Raw genomic sequence first — 15200 nt, forward strand, 5'->3', positions numbered from 1 at the left:
GCAGCACATGCTGCGCGGCGAGATTTTGGCCGCCGCCCACGAACAAGGACAGCATCATGGAAGCAGAACGCATCAACCTCATCGGCACCACGTTGGAAGACCTGCGCGAGCGCACCAGCGAGCTACGGAGGTATCTTTGACTGGGACCAAAAGTCCATCCGCCTGAGCGAGGTCAACGCCGCCCTGGAAGACCCGGCCGTCTGGAACGATCCCAAGCGGGCTCAGGAATTGGGTCGAGAGAAGAAGTCGCTGGAAGCCGTGGTTGACACGATCGCCCGGCTGGAGCGCGAGCTGGCCGACAACCTCGAGCTCTACGAAATGAGTCGCGCCGAGAACGACCTCGATGGCTTGCAGGCCATCGAGGCCGAAGCGGCGGCACTGGCCCGCGAGGTCGAGCAGCTGGAGTTCCGGCGCATGTTCAGCAACCCGGCCGACCCGAACAACTGCTTCATCGACATCCAGGCCGGCGCCGGCGGCACGGAAGCCTGCGACTGGGCCAGCATGTTGCTGCGCCAGTATTTGCGCTACTGTGAGCGCAAGGGTTTCAAGGCCGAGGTGTTGGAGGAGTCTCCCGGGGATGTGGCGGGCATCAAGAGCGCCACGATCAAGGTGGAGGGGGACTATGCTTTTGGCTACCTGCGCACCGAAACCGGCGTGCACCGATTGGTGCGCAAGAGCCCGTTCGATTCATCCGGCGGTCGCCACACGTCCTTTGCCAGCGTGTTCGTCTACCCCGAGGTGGACGATTCGATCGAGGTCGAGATCAACCCTGCCGATGTGCGCACCGACACCTTCCGAGCCAGCGGCGCCGGGGGGCAGCACATCAACAAAACCGATTCGGCCGTGCGCCTGACACACATTCCCACCGGAATCGTGGTGCAGTGCCAGACCAGTCGTAGCCAACACAGCAACCGCGAAGAAGCCTGGCGCATGCTGCGCGCGCGCTTGTACGAACACGAGATGCGCAAGCGCATGGCCGAGCAGCAAAAGCTCGAAGACAGCAAGACCGACGTGGGCTGGGGGCACCAGATCCGCTCCTACGTGCTCGACCAAAGCCGCATCAAGGATTTGCGCACCAACGTGGAAATCTCCAACACCCAAAAAGTGCTCGATGGCGACCTGGATGCGTTCATCGAGGCCAGCCTCAAGCAAGGCATCTAAGGAGCCGGACCATGCGCGAAGGCAGCTCCCCCCTGATCCGGCGCGAGGATTACACCGCGCCGGCTTATTGGATCCGCAACGTCGACCTCAGCTTCGATCTCGACCCGGCCAAGACGCTGGTGGTCAACCGGATGCACATCGAACGCAATGCCGCGGCCGCCCCAGGCCAGCCGCTGCGGCTGGATGGCGAAGATCTCAACCTGACCCGGGTGTTGGTCAATGGTGAATCGGTGTCCTTCCGTGTCGAGCAGCAGCAGCTGGTGATCGAGAACCTGCCTGAGGAGCCGTTCACGCTGGAGGTGCGCACCACCTGCGCCCCCGAGAAGAACACTCAGCTGTCGGGCCTATACACCTCGGGTGGCGGCTTTTTCACTCAGTGCGAGGCCGAAGGCTTCCGCCGCATCACCTACTACCTCGACCGCCCGGACGTGATGGCCACCTTCAACGTCACGATCAAGGCCGATGCCGAGAAGTACCCGGTGCTGCTGTCCAACGGCAACCTCGTCGAGCAAGGCCGGCTCGAGGGCGGCAAGCACTATGCGAAGTGGGTCGACCCCCATCCCAAGCCCAGCTACCTGTTTGCGCTGGTGGCCGCCAAGCTCGTGTGCCGTGAACAACGGATCCGTTCCCGCTCGGGCCGCGAGCATTTGTTGCAGGTGTATGTGCGCGCCGGCGATCTGGACAAGACCGAGCACGCGATGAACTCGCTCATCGCGGCGGTGGCCTGGGATGAAGCCCGCTTTGGCCTGTCGCTCGACCTCGACCGCTTCATGATCGTGGCCGTGAGCGACTTCAACATGGGGGCCATGGAAAACAAGGGCCTCAACATCTTCAACACCAAGTACGTGCTGGCCAACCCGGCCACGGCCACCGATGCGGATTACGCCGGCATCGAAAGCGTGGTGGGACATGAATACTTCCACAACTGGACGGGCAACCGCATCACCTGCCGGGATTGGTTCCAACTCTCGCTCAAAGAGGGCCTGACCGTCTTTCGCGACCAAGAGTTCAGCCAGGACTTGGTGGCGCACAGCCCCAGCGCCCGGGCCGTCAAGCGCATCGAGGATGTGCGCACCTTGCGCCAACACCAGTTCCCCGAGGATGCGGGCCCGATGGCCCACCCGGTGCGACCCGACAGTTATGTCGAGATCAATAACTTCTACACCGCCACGGTCTATGACAAAGGCGCCGAGGTGGTGCGCATGATGCAAACCCTGGTCGGGCGCGAGGGGTTCGCGCGGGGAATGACGCTGTACGTCCAGCGCCATGACGGCCAGGCCGTCACCTGCGACGACTTCGCGCAGGCCATTGCCGATGCCAACCCCGGCAGCATGCTGGCAACGCACCTGGAGGCGTTCAAGCGCTGGTACAGCCAGGCTGGCACGCCCCGCCTGCGCGCACGTGGTCGTTACGACCCCGATGCCCGCACCTACACGCTGGAGCTGTCCCAGCAGGGTCTGCCCTCACCTGGGCAGCCGGACAAGCAACCCTGGGTGATCCCCGTGAGCATGGGTTTGATCGGCCCTGGCGGTGAGCCCTTGCCGCTGCAGCTGGCCGGCGAAGACGCCCCGGTGGGGACCGAGCGTGTGCTCGTGCTGCACCAAGCGCGCCAGCTGTTCGAGTTCGTGGGCGTGGACGCCGCACCGGTGCCGTCGTTGCTGCGTGGATTTTCCGCGCCCGTGCTGTTGGACGACGGACTCAGCGATGCCGATTTGCTGCATCTGCTGAACCATGATGCGGATGCCTTCAACCGCTGGGAAGCTGGCCAACGCCTGGCAATGAACCGGATGTTGGGCGCCATTCGCAGCGGTCAGATGCTGCATCTGGATGCGGCCTTCATCGAAGCGATGCGTGGTGTGCTGCGCCACCCCGGGCTCGATGCCGCCTTCAAGGAACTGGTGCTGACGCTGCCCAGCGAAGGCTATCTGGCCGAACAGCTCGACGAAGTCGATCCGCAGCGCATCCACGCCGTGCGCGAAGCGGCCCGGCTGCAACTGGCTCTGGCGCTGCAGCGTGATTGGGAATGGGCTTACGAGACCCATCAGGTGCGCGGCGGCTACAGCCCCGATCCGGTGTCGGCCGGACGTCGCGCCTTGGCCAATCTGGCGCTGGCCCATCTTTGCCTGGCCGCGGCCCAGACGGGCGATCCGGTGTGGCCGGGGCGGACCTATCAGCGCTTCAAGGATGCCACCAACATGACCGACCGCCTGGGCGCGCTCAATGCCCTGGTCAACAGCCATGCCGAATTGGCCCCGGCGGCGCTGGAACGCTTCCACGCGATGTTCCGCCACGAAGCGCTGGTGATCGACAAATGGTTCGCACTGCAAGCCTCGGCCAGCGAGAAGGACGGCCGCGTCTTCGCACGCTGCCGGGCCTTGTTGTCGCATCCGGACTTCTCGCTGCGCAATCCCAACCGGGCGCGCAGCCTGATCACTGCGCTGTGCTTCATGAACCCGGCCGCCTTCCATCGCACCGATGCGGCCGGCTATGTGTTCTGGGCCGACCGTGTGCTGGAGCTCGATCCCATCAACCCACAACTGGCCGCTCGCGTGGCCCGGGCCATGGATCGTTGGAAGCAGTTGGCCGAACCCTATCGCAGCGCCGCGCGCGAGGCCATCGCCCGCGTGGCGGCCAAAGCCGAGTTGAGCAAAGACGTGCGCGAAATCGTCACCCGCGCCCTGGCCGATTGATGGCAAGACACCTCGAGGACACGACATGGGCAAGAGAATCAGCCTGACTCAATACCTGATCGAGCAGCAGCGCATGCATGGCCACATCCCAGCCCAGCTGCGCCTGCTCATCGAGGTCGTGGCGCGAGCCTGCAAGCGCATCGCCATCAGCGTCAACAAAGGGGCGCTGGGCGACGTGCTGGGCAGCGCCGGCACCGAGAACGTGCAGGGCGAAGTGCAGAAAAAGCTCGATGTGATCTGCAACGAGGTGCTGATCGAAGCCAATGAATGGGGCGGTCACCTGGCGGCCATGGCCTCGGAGGAAATGGACGGCATTTACGTGGTGCCGAATCGATTTCCGCAAGGGGAGTACCTGTTGCTGTTCGATCCGCTGGATGGATCGTCCAACATCGACGTCAACGTGAGCATCGGCACCATTTTCTCGGTGCTGAAGAAGCCGGATGACCATGCCGGCGTGAGCGAGCAAGACTTCTTGCAGCCAGGCTCCAAGCAGGCCGCCGCCGGCTACTGCATCTACGGTCCGCAGACCACGCTGGTGCTCACCGTGGGCGATGGCGTGGCCATGTTCACCCTCGATCGCGAGCAGGGCTCTTGGGTGCTCACCCAGGACGGGGTGACGATCCCGGAGGACACCAAGGAATTCGCGATCAACATGAGCAACATGCGCCACTGGGCCCCACCGGTGAGGCGTTACATCGACGAATGCCTGGCCGGCAAGGACGGCCCGCGTGGCAAGGACTTCAACATGCGCTGGGTGGCCTCGATGGTGGCCGACGTGCACCGCATCCTCACCCGCGGCGGCATTTTCATGTACCCCTGGGACAAGCGCGAGCCCGACAAGCCCGGCAAGCTGCGCCTGATGTACGAGGCCAACCCGATGAGCTTCATCGTCGAGCAAGCCGGCGGGGCCGCCACCAATGGGCAGCAGCGCATCCTGGACATCCAGCCCAGCAAGCTGCACGAGCGCGTCAGCGTGATCCTGGGGTCGAAGAACGAGGTCGAGCGTGTGACCGCCTACCATCGGGAAGCCGGCGGCGCTTGACCTGCAGTCTGCGATTCTTGCTAGAATTGCGTTCTTTGCTGCCGGTGTAGCTCAGTTGGTAGAGCAGCGCATTCGTAATGCGAAGGTCACCAGTTCGAATCCGGTCACCGGCACCAAATCGGCTTACAACATCGCCATCCCCAAGAGCCCTTCGTCGAACCGGGGCCCGACGTGAGATCGGGCCCCGGTTCTTTTTGGGGCCTGCGTTGATGGGGCCCGTGTTGATGGGGCCACATCAGAGTGGCCCCCACGACAGGCACGCCCGATGCACGAGCCCCCTCTGGTCACCCTTGACGGCGCGGCTGCGTGCCAAAGACCTCGGCGGGCCCGCTGTCTTCGGGCAGGCGGGTGGCCAGCACCTTGTCGATGCGCTTGCCATCCATATCGACCACTTCGAAGCGCCAGCCTCCCCATTGCACCGTGTCGGTGACCTGCGGCAGGCGCCCGAGCAGCAGCATCACCATGCCGGCCAGGGTGTTGTAGCGGCCGCGGTCCTCTTCGGGCAGGTCTTTCAAGCCCAATCGGTCTTTCAGTTCCGGCACCGGAATGAGGCCATCGATCAACCATGAGCCGTCCTCGCGCGGGACCGCCCAGGCCTCGTCCGGCTCGGCGGTGTGGAATTCCCCGGTGATGGCCTCCAGCACGTCTTGCAAGGTGATCACGCCTTGGACCTCACCGTACTCGTCGACCACGAACACCATTTGCATGCTCGAGGCCCGAAAGCTCTCGAGCAGCTCCATCCCCGTGAGCGTTTCTGGCACGAACACCGGCGCTTGCAGGTTTTCGGTCAGGCGGATCTCCCGCCCCTGGGCCATCTGCTGCAGCAACTGCCGGGCGGTGACCACGCCCAGCACGTCGTCCAACCCACCGCGGCACACGGGATAGCGGGAATGCTCGGCCTGGGCGATGGTGGCCAGGGCCTGCTCCACCGGCGCCTGGGCATCGAGCCAAACGATGTCACCGCGCGGGATCATCATCGAGCTGATCGGTCGCTCGTCGAGGCGGAAGACATTGCGCACCATTTGATGCTCGTGCGCTTCGATGACGCCGGCATCGACGCCTTCTTCCAAACTGGCAGCGATCTCCTCCTCGGTGACGCCGCGGTGGGGTTGGTCGGTGATGCCCAGCAAGCGCAGCACCGTGGCCGTGGCCCAGGACAACAGCACCACGAAGGGACGCGCGGCCAATGACAACCACTCCATCGGGCGGGCCACCAAACGTGCCACGGTCTCGGGGTACATTTGTCCCAGGCGCTTGGGCACCAGCTCGCCGAAGATGATGGTCAAGAAGGTGATGATGACCACCACGATGCCCGTGGACACCACGCTGGCCACCGTGGCCTGCAGGTTCCACACATGCATCATCCATTCGGCCAAGGGCGCGGCGAAGGCCGCCTCACCGACGATGCCGTTGAGGATGCCGATCGAGGTGATGCCGATCTGTACCGTGGAGAGAAACTTGGTGGGGTTGTCGTGCAGCGCCATGGCGGCCGAGGCCCCTGCCGCGCCGTTTTCCACCAGCACTTGGAGGCGGGCTTTGCGTGCGGCGGTCAACGCCATTTCCGACATCGCAAATGCACCGTTGAGCACGATGAGGAAGATCAGTATCGCAACGTCCATGCAGCGCCCCGCGCCTCGCCGGCGCGGGGAAAGTGGTCTATTCGGACGGGCAAGCGTAGCAGAATCGCAGCCATGATCTATCTCATCGGAGACTTGCAAGGCTGTTGCGACGCACTGGATCGCCTGCTGGCCGAGCTCGGGTTTTCCCCCTCACGCGACCAGTTGTACCTGCTGGGCGATTTGGTCAACCGGGGTCCGTCTTCGTTGCAGGTGCTGCAGCGCCTGGTGTCTTTCGGCGACTCGGCCACTTGTTTGCTGGGCAATCACGACTTGCATTTGCTGGCCGTCGCGCATGGCGTGCGTCGGCCCCATCGCAGCGACACGCTGGCGCCGATCCTGGGTTCGGCACAGCGCGAGCAGTGGATCGAGTGGCTGCGCCAGCAGCGCCTGGCCGTGCAGGCGCACGGCTGGTTGATGGTGCACGCCGGTGTGGTGCCTCAGTGGGACGCGGCCCAAACCCTGAGACTGGCCGCCGAAGTCGAAACGCATCTGCGCAGTGAGGCCCTGGGCGAATTCCTACAAGTGATGTACGGCAACGAACCCGCGTGCTGGCAAGACGATTTGCAGGGGCATGATCGCTTGCGCTTCGTGGTCAACACCCTGACACGCATTCGCTATTGCAGCGCCGAGGGTTGTTTGGAGTTCACCACGAAAGAGGGTTTGGAGGCCGCGCCGGCGGGCTACTATCCGTGGTTCGAGGTACCGGGCCGACGCACGGCCGGCACGCCCGTGGCTTTTGGCCATTGGTCGACCTTGGGGCTGATCAATCGACCGGACTTGCTGGCCATCGACACCGGTTGTGTGTGGGGCGGATGCTTGACCGCCGTGCGCATCGACGGGGGGCGGCGCGAGGTGACCCAAGTCGCATGCGCCCAAGCCCAAGTACCGGGCCGCTGAGGTTCACGCAGCGCTCGACGCCGCCTGCGGGGCCTGCACCGGACGCAAGGACTGGGTCAATTCCTGCAAGGCCGCCTCGTCCAGCGTCTCGCGCGCCAGCAACTCGCGAGCCCCGCGCTCGAGCACATCGCGGTGCGAGCGCAGCAGCTCCAAGGCACGATCGAAAGCGCGCGTGACGATCTCGCGCACGGCTTCATCGATGCGGTGCTGGGTGTCCGGGCTGATGTGCCGCGCCGGCTGCAGCGCGCCGGGCACCTCCAGGAACCGCGTGGGCTGGGCGTCATAGGCCACATGCCCCAGGCCCTCGACCATGCCGTAGCGCGTGACCATGTCGCGCGCGATGTCGGTCACGCGCGCCAGATCGTCGGCCGCACCGGTGGACCAGTGATCGAACACCAGTTTTTCGGCCGCCCGCCCCCCGAGCAACACCATCAGCTTGTGTTCGAGCTCTTCTCGCGTCATCAGGAAACGGTCCTCGGTGGGGCGTTGGATGGTGTAGCCCAGCGCGCCGATGCCACGCGGGATGATCGAGACCTTGTGCACGGTGTCGGTCCCGGGCAGGGACAGCGCCACCAGCGCATGGCCCATTTCGTGGTAGGCGACGATCTCGCGCTCGCGTGGGTTGAGCACGCGATTTTTCTTTTCCAAGCCAGCGACGATGCGCTCGATGGCCACGGTGAAGTCCTGCAGCTCCACCTCGGCAGCACCCCGCCGGGTGGCGGCCAAAGCCGCCTCGTTGCACAGATTGGCCAAGTCCGCCCCGGAAAAGCCGGTGGTCAGCGCGGCGATTTGCTCCAGGTCCGTCTGTGGCGACAGGCGGATCTTCTTGACGTGCACCTTCAGAATCTGCACACGGCCGGCCTTGTCCGGTCGGTCCACCAGCACCTGGCGGTCGAAGCGCCCGGCTCGCAGCAACGCGGGATCGAGAATCTCGGGGCGGTTGGTCGCAGCCAAGAGCACGAGGCCGGAGGTGGAGTCAAAGCCGTCGAGCTCGACCAGCAGCTGGTTGAGCGTCTGCTCACGCTCGTCATGCCCGCCGACGGCGCCGGCCGCCCCCCGGGCTCGGCCCAGGGCATCGAGCTCATCGATGAAGATGATGGCCGGCGCCTTCGCACGGGCCTGCTCGAACAGGTCGCGCACGCGTGCTGCGCCCACACCGACGAACATTTCGACGAACTCAGAGCCCGAAATGCTGAAGAAGGGCACCCCGGCTTCACCGGCCACGGCCTTGGCCAGCAAGGTCTTGCCTGTGCCCGGTGGGCCCACCAGCAGCACGCCTTTGGGGCTGCGCGCACCCAGCCGGCCTTGCCCTTGCGGGTCTTTCAAGAAGGCGACGATTTCCTGCAGCTCGGCCTTGGCCTCATCCACCCCGGCCACATCGGCAAAGGTCACGCCCGTGTCTTTTTCGACGTAGATCTTCGCGCGGCTTTTGCCGATGCTCATGAAGCCGCCCATGCCCTGCTTTTCGGCGAAGCGGCGCACCAGGAAGAACCACACGCCGAAGAACACCAAGGCCGGCACGACCCAGGACAGCAAATCGCGCAAGAAGGTGCTCTCGACCACCCGGGTGTAAGGCACGCCATATTGCGACAAGCGCTCGGCCAGCGCGGGCTCGACCCGGTTGGCCACGATGACGCTCGTGCCGCGCGGCTCGGGGTTCTTGAGCTTGCCCGTCAGCGTGGTTTCACCGACCACCACCTCGGCCACGCGGCCTTCGGCCAGCGCACGCTCGAATTCGCTGTAGGGCACCGGCTCGACCAAGCGCTGGCTTTGCCACAGGTTTTGCAGCGACAAAAGCGCCAGCAGCGCCAGCAACCAGTAGCCCACATTCCAGCGGGTTTGCGCATCGGGGGATTTCATCGCCATGGTCTGCTCCTCACGAAGGACGGCTCGTCAACCCACGAAACGGGCCAGCTGACTGCGCAGCGCCTCGATTTCTTCATGCATGTCCGCCACCAGGGCCGCCAACTCCGGCACGGCATCGAAATGCCGCTCCAGATGCACCATGTAGCGCACACGGCGCAGCGCGGCTGCATCGAAACGCCAGGCCGACTCGCCATCGGCACTGCACGGCGCGATCAAGCCAGCGCGCACCCGCTCCAGCACCCATTCGGGGCTGACCAGGGCGCAACGGCACAGGGCCTGCAGGTCGAGCAAGGTCTGATCGCCTGCGAGGGTCGAAACCAAGCGGGTCATGAGCGGGCACCTCCAGACTCGGCATCGGCCGCCGCCTGCCGACGCGCATCGAACTGCGGCAAAGCGGCCGCCATTTGCTCATACAGCTCTCGCGCCTTCGGGTGGTGGGCGCTGGGCAGGATCACGCGCACGATCAACTCGAGATCGCCGGGCGGTTGACTGGGCAACCCCTGGCCCCGGACGGTGAGGTGCTGACCGCTTTGCGCGCCGGCAGGCACCCGCACCCGCAAGGTCTGTCCCCCGGGCAGGCTCAAGGGCACCACCGCGCCAAGCGCCGCTTCCCACGGAGCCACGGGCAGCTCGGTGATCAGGGTGTTGCCATCCAGGCGGAAGCGCGGGTCGGGACGGAACTGCACTTCCAGGTACAAGTCGCCCGGCGCCGCTGCCCCGGGCCCGGCCCCGCCTTGGCCGGCCAGCCGGATCAACTGCCCTGGCCGCACGCCGCGCGGAATCTGCACCTGCAAGGTGCGGGTCGTCAAGCGCACGCGGCCGTCGGCATCGACCTGGGGGCTGCGCAGGGTGATTTCCTTCTGGGCGCCCAGCCAGGCATCGGCCAAATCGAGCACGATGCGGGCATGGTGATCCTCGCCCCGGCCGACCGAGGCCCGCGCGCCGGCAGCCCGGCTGCGCGCGCCCATGCGACCGAACAACTCGGCAAAGAAGTCGCTGACATCGTGCAGATCGACTTCTTCGAAGCTGTCGGGGCTGAATTCGAAGCCCGCATCCCAATCGGGCGGCGGGGTGAAGGGCTCACCAGCACGGCGGCCCGCGCCCACGGCATCATAGGCGGCGCGGCGCTGCGGGTCGGACAGCACGGCATAAGCTTCATTGACTTCGCTCATGCGTGTCGCGGCATCCGGCTCGCGGCTGACGTCCGGATGGTATTTGCGTGCCAGGCGCCGGTAGGCCTGCTTGATTTGATCGGCCGTGGCATCGCGTGGCACGCCCAGGACCTGGTAGTAATCTTTGAACTGCGCCATCGGCATGACTCCCGAATGCCTGTCAAGTGACGGCAACCCGCTGCCGTTTCAAGCCCCCGCGGCCGGCTGCGGCGCCATGAGGCAGGTAAACTTCGGACTTTGGCATCATCGTCGGTGCAAGACGATGACAGGGGCTTGACGGGGATCAAGTCCCGCAGGGACTTGGGGCGGTGCCCATATCGCGCAGCGATGTGAGCGCCGACCAAAACCGGCAATTCATTGAAGATACAGCGAATTTTGGAAGCGTGGCAGAGTGGTCGATTGCACCGGTCTTGGTCAAGTCCCGCAGGGACTTGGGGCGGTGCCCATATCGCGCAGCGATGTGAGCGCCGACCAAAGCCGGCACTTCAGTGAAGATTCAGCGAATTTTGGAAGCGTGGCAGAGTGGTCGATTGCACCGGTCTTGAAAACCGGCAACCCGCAAGGGTTCGTGAGTTCGAATCTCACCGCTTCCGCCAAAGCTAGCCGCTCAGCCGCCAGCGCGCATGGCTGGGCCGTCTGGGCCGCATCTCAAGCCACGCAGGTGCGGTTCTTGCCCGTGCGCTTGGCCTCGTAAAGCGCCTCGTCCGCGCGGTCCAGGGCTTCTTCGAGACGCTCGCCCGGGCGAAAGACGGTCACCCCCGCCGAGAAGGTGACGAACACCTGACGTTGGTCATGCATGAAGAAATTGGCCGACAGTGTGCGCTGCAGCCGCGTGAGCACGACACGAGCTTCCTCGGCGGTGGTTTGCGGCAGCAACACGACGAATTCCTCGCCGCCATACCGCGCCACGGTGTCCATGGGCCGCAGCGCCTGCTTGACATGTGCTGCCAGAAACTTGAGCGCTTCATCGCCGGTTTGGTGGCCCAGGGTGTCGTTGAGCTTTTTGAAGTTGTCGATGTCGAGCAAGCCGATGGCGAGTTCGCCGCCTTGCCGCTGTAGGCGTGCCTGCTCGACCTCGAAGGCTTGGATGAGCCCGCGGCGGTTGGCGACCTCGGTCAGCGGGTCGGTGGAGACCTCGGCCGACAGACGCTGCAACTCGGCCTCCAGTTCACGCACGCGCTGCTGCAAGGCCTCGGCCTGAGCGTGTTCGCTGCGCAACTGTTCGTGCGTGTCGTGCACCGCGGTCTGCACGTTGCGGGTGTCTTCGACCAGCTCTTTGACGACGCTGGCCAAGCTTTCCAGGGTGTCGGCCTGTTCGATGACCTGCACGTAGCGGTCCATGCGGTCCTGGAAGCGCCCGGTGTGGGCCCCGAGCTCACCAATGCGCTGGACCATGCTGTTGATGAGCTGTTTGATCATGTCGCGCGAACGCGCGCGCTCGGCTTTGATCTCGCCTTGGCGACTGCGAGCGGCATGCAGCAGGTGGCTGACCGAACGCACGCTGCGCGCGGTGAGCCCCGCGCGCAGATGCTCGCGCATCAAAGCGGCTTGCCCTTGTACCCAGCTGCCGTCTTCGGCCAGCTCGCCCAGGCTGGCACTGAGTTCGTCACACAGGCCTCGCAGCTGGTCGGTGAGGTGGGCGCGATGACTCAGCAAGCGCTTGGCATCAGCAGCCCAGCCGCGCCAGTCTTCGGCCAGGTCTTCGTCGGGCTGGGTCGCCAAGGGGGCCAACAGATCGGCCAGCCGGGCGCGCAGGCGCATGCAGCGCGGGTCGTCTTCGGGCAGGGCCTCGGTGATGGCCTGCGCCAGATCGGCCACGACCTCGCCCCAAGACCGGTCCAGGCCCTGCGCGGGCTGCGGCAAGCCGGCCAGCAGGGGGTCGTCCAGGGGCGCCGGCTGGGTCGGCGTCGCTGCGCCGCCGGCCAGTGCATCGGCCAGCACCGGGTCGTCGGCCAGCACCGGGGACTCCGCAGGCGCATCGCTGTCCCAGGTCGCCACGAGGTGCTGCAGGCGCTGCCGCAGGCGCGCCGGATCGCCACGGCTGGCGGCCAGCACCCGTTGCAAGCTTTCTTTCTTGCGGGCGCTGGTCCACAGCCGGCCGCCACGCTCCACGCCTTTGACCAGGCGCTGGATCAGGCTGGCCCAGACCTGGGCATCGCCACCGGCACCTTCCGGAACATCGGCCAGCCAGCGTTCGGCCTGCTCATGGCGACCGCGGGCCAGGGCCTCCAGCAGCGGGGCAGGATCGGCGTGTAGGCGCTGGGCCAGCTGCTCGATGAGGCGCTGCACCGCCGGCGGCAGGACCAAGGCGTCGGGGGATTCTCCGGCTTCGGCGCGGTAGGCTCGCAGGTAGTTTTCGGGGGTGGGCTCCAGCCGGTTCAGCGCCAGGCGACGCAGGGCCGCTTTGGCGATTTGGGCCGGTGTCTGGACCGATCCCAGCGGGGCCGGCTGGGTGGCGCCTGCAGGAGAACGCGAATCGGGAGAAGACGGCAAGGAGCTCATGGACGGCAGGCTTTACGAGGCCACCCGGGTCGACCCGGACCGGCCAGCGGCCGCCTCGGAGGACTCGAGCGGCTGCATCCAGACCGCCCGGCGCGGCAGCACGGTCTGACGCAACCATTGTTCGAGCTCGGCCGCCGGCAAAGGGCGACTGAAGAGAAAACCCTGCATGGTGCTGCAGCCCAGGCGGCTGAGGACTTCCATCTGGAGCCTGTTTTCGACGCCTTCGGCGATCACCCGCAAGTCCAGGGAGCGGGCCAGCGCGATGATGGCGGTGACCACCGCGGCGCTTTCGGCACGCACGCCCAGCTCGCGCACGAAAGATCGGTCGATCTTGAGTTCGCCGATGGGCAGTGTGGTGAGGTAGGCCAGCGAGGAATAGCCGGTGCCGAAGTCGTCGATGGAGATCTCCAGGCCGAGCTGGTTGAGCCGGCGCAACGATGGCATGACGTTTTGCAGGTCTTTCATCAGCCCGGTCTCGGTGATCTCGAGTTGCACGCAGTTGGGGCTGGCTTGGTGTTCTTGCAACGAGGTCTGGATGTTCTCGACCAGGTCGGTGCGCAAAAACATGCGGCTGGGCAGGTTGACGGCCACGGGCAGGTCCATGCCGAGCGCTTGGCGCCAGCAGCGCGTCTGGCGAATGGCTTCTTGCAAGGCCCAGTAACTCATCGGGACGATGAGACCGGTCTCCTCGGCCAGGGGGATGAAGTCCGCCGGTGAGATGAGTCGATCGCCGCGCTGCCAGCGCATCAGCGCTTCCACGCCGATCAGCGTGCCCGCCGCCACATCGACCTTGGGCTGGTAGTGCAGCACCAGCTCGCCACGCTCGAGGGCTTTGTGCAAGGCCGACTCGAGTTCCAGCTTGGCCCGGCCCATGCCTGCCAGCTGCGGTGAATACAGGCTGCACGCATTGCGGCCTTGGTTCTTGGCGGCATACATGGCCACGTCGGCGTTGCGTTGCAGGTCGGCCACCGTGGTGCCATCGCGAGGGAACAAGGCCACGCCGACGCTGGCCGTGACGAAGCACTCCTGTCCGCCCACCAGCACGGGCTCGCGCAGGGCTTCCAGGATGCGAAGGGCCACGCGCTCGGCGTCGGCCTCGCCCCCCACTTCGGGCAGCAAGGCCACGAACTCGTCGCCGCCCAAACGGCCCACGGCTTCCAGCGTGCGGTGGGCCCGTGAACCCAGGGCGTCCAGCGGCGCGTCGATGACCTGGTCGGAATGCCGCACGCAGGCACGCAGCCGCCTGGCCACTTCGATCAACAGTTCGTCGCCGGCGGCATGGCCTAAGGTGTCGTTGATGATCTTGAAGCGGTCCAGGTCGATCAGCAAGAAGCCGACCTGGAGCTGCAATTGCTTGGCATGCTCGATCGCCCGCTCGGCCCGCCAGATGATTTGCCGGCGGTTGGGCAAGCCGGTGAGGGAATCGAAGTTGGCCAGATGCTTGATCTTGTCCTCGGCGATGCGCCGGTCGGTGACATCCTGAACGATGCCGTTGTAGAGGCTGAGATTGCCATGTTCATCGAACTCGGGCTCGGCCTCGACATGCAAGACACGCTGGCGGCCATCGGCGAGTTGGACGGGCACGTCGGTGCACAACACGGTGTTGTGACGCAGCACCTCGCGCAAGATCGCCAAGAAGCCTTTGCGCTCCTCGTGCGGAATCATGTGCAGCACGTCGCGCATGCCCAGGGTGTCGCCGGGGCCCATGCCGAAAACGCGCAGCCCTTCGACCGAGAAACTCAAGACGCCTTTGTCCACGTACCAGTCGAAGCTGCCCATGCGGGCCAGATCTTGCGCGCGCGCGAGCTGGGCCCTGCTGCGCTCCAAGGCCTGGCGTGTGCGGGCCGAGCGCAGCAAGTAGCGCAGACGGCCAGCCAGCAAGCTCCATTGGTTGGACTTGACGAAAAAGTCGGTGGCGCCCGCCTCGTAGGCACGCGCGATGGAGGCGTCGTCGTCCAGCCCGGTGAGCATGAGCACCGGAATGGCATGGAACCCCGGCATGGCGCGCAGCTCCCGGCAGGTCTGGAAGCCGTCCATGTCGGGCATGATGGCGTCCAGCACGATGACATCGGGCGACCAGTCGGCCAGCAGGCGCAGCGCCTTTTCGCCGCTGGACACCTCGGTGATGGCAAACCCGCGTTCACGCAGGGCGATCGAGGTCAGCAGCAGATTGACCTCGTCGTCATCGACCAGGAGCACCTGAGGCTGCTCCAGATCGACATCGTCAGCGAACGGGGAAGATCTCATGGCA

General features: G+C 65.5%; 10 protein-coding genes and 2 tRNA genes. 6 read left to right on the plus strand and 6 right to left on the minus strand.

The genetic code is table 11. The features are described from left to right. The first annotated feature begins 56 nt into the window (after positions 1-56). The 4 genes from prfB (at position 57) to CTA01S_RS04185 (ending at position 5009) form a co-directional block, all read left to right on the plus strand. Positions 57-1161, plus strand: a protein-coding gene (gene prfB, locus CTA01S_RS04170) for a peptide chain release factor 2 (protein ID WP_156824485.1) whose coding sequence is annotated in 2 segments (ribosomal slippage) — positions 57-137 and positions 139-1161 — 1104 coding nt in all. Because the reading frame shifts where the segments join, the coding sequence is not laid out codon by codon here. An 11-nt stretch (positions 1162-1172) separates the two neighbouring features. Then, entirely contained in the window at positions 1173-3851 is a 2679-nt protein-coding gene (pepN, locus tag CTA01S_RS04175) for an aminopeptidase N (protein WP_019559182.1), read from the plus strand. A 25-nt stretch (positions 3852-3876) separates the two neighbouring features. Continuing rightward, positions 3877-4893, plus strand: coding sequence for a class 1 fructose-bisphosphatase (locus tag CTA01S_RS04180; protein ID WP_019559181.1), 1017 nt, complete (start codon positions 3877-3879; stop codon positions 4891-4893). A 40-nt stretch (positions 4894-4933) separates the two neighbouring features. Then, a tRNA-Thr gene (locus CTA01S_RS04185) sits at positions 4934-5009 on the plus strand. A 168-nt stretch (positions 5010-5177) separates the two neighbouring features. On the opposite strand, the gene CTA01S_RS04190 is transcribed toward CTA01S_RS04185, so the two are convergent. Continuing rightward, positions 5178-6512, minus strand: a complete 1335-nt coding sequence (locus CTA01S_RS04190; protein WP_019559180.1) for a hemolysin family protein — start codon at positions 6510-6512, stop codon at positions 5178-5180. 72 nt (positions 6513-6584) lie between these two features. Between CTA01S_RS04190 and CTA01S_RS04195 the strand changes: the two genes are divergently transcribed. Beyond that, positions 6585-7409, plus strand: coding sequence for a symmetrical bis(5'-nucleosyl)-tetraphosphatase (locus CTA01S_RS04195; protein ID WP_062192502.1), 825 nt, complete (start codon positions 6585-6587; stop codon positions 7407-7409). A 3-nt stretch (positions 7410-7412) separates the two neighbouring features. On the opposite strand, the gene ftsH is transcribed toward CTA01S_RS04195, so the two are convergent. From ftsH to CTA01S_RS04210, 3 genes are read right to left on the minus strand one after another with little or no spacing between them, the layout of a single operon-like run. Further along, the gene (ftsH, locus tag CTA01S_RS04200) at positions 7413-9275 is read right to left on the minus strand and encodes an ATP-dependent zinc metalloprotease FtsH (RefSeq protein WP_019559178.1); all 1863 of its coding nucleotides are present in this window, start codon (positions 9273-9275) and stop codon (positions 7413-7415) included. Positions 9276-9302: 27 nt separating this feature from the next. After that, a complete protein-coding gene (locus CTA01S_RS04205; protein ID WP_019559177.1) occupies positions 9303-9605 on the minus strand; it encodes a chaperone modulator CbpM in 303 nt (100 codons plus the stop codon). After that, complete coding sequence (locus CTA01S_RS04210) at positions 9602-10591, minus strand: DnaJ C-terminal domain-containing protein (RefSeq protein ID WP_084362288.1); 990 nt, start codon at positions 10589-10591, stop codon at positions 9602-9604. The genes CTA01S_RS04205 and CTA01S_RS04210 overlap by 4 nt, the downstream gene beginning before the upstream one ends. A 364-nt stretch (positions 10592-10955) precedes the next feature. On the opposite strand from CTA01S_RS04210, the gene CTA01S_RS04215 reads away from it, so the two are divergent. Beyond that, positions 10956-11043: transfer RNA gene (locus CTA01S_RS04215), tRNA-Ser, on the plus strand. Between the two features lie 52 nt (positions 11044-11095). On the opposite strand, the gene CTA01S_RS04220 is transcribed toward CTA01S_RS04215, so the two are convergent. Beyond that, positions 11096-12949 carry a GGDEF domain-containing protein gene (locus CTA01S_RS04220; protein ID WP_019559175.1) on the minus strand — a complete coding sequence of 618 codons (1854 nt, stop codon included), beginning with the start codon at positions 12947-12949 and terminating at the stop codon, positions 11096-11098. A gap of 12 nt (positions 12950-12961) precedes the next feature. Then, positions 12962-15196, minus strand: coding sequence for a putative bifunctional diguanylate cyclase/phosphodiesterase (locus CTA01S_RS04225; RefSeq protein WP_062192506.1), 2235 nt, complete (start codon positions 15194-15196; stop codon positions 12962-12964). Positions 15197-15200 lie beyond the last annotated feature (4 nt).

The organism is Caldimonas taiwanensis NBRC 104434 (assembly GCF_001592165.1).
In the GTDB taxonomy this organism is placed as follows: Bacteria; Pseudomonadota; Gammaproteobacteria; order Burkholderiales; family Burkholderiaceae_C; genus Caldimonas; species Caldimonas manganoxidans.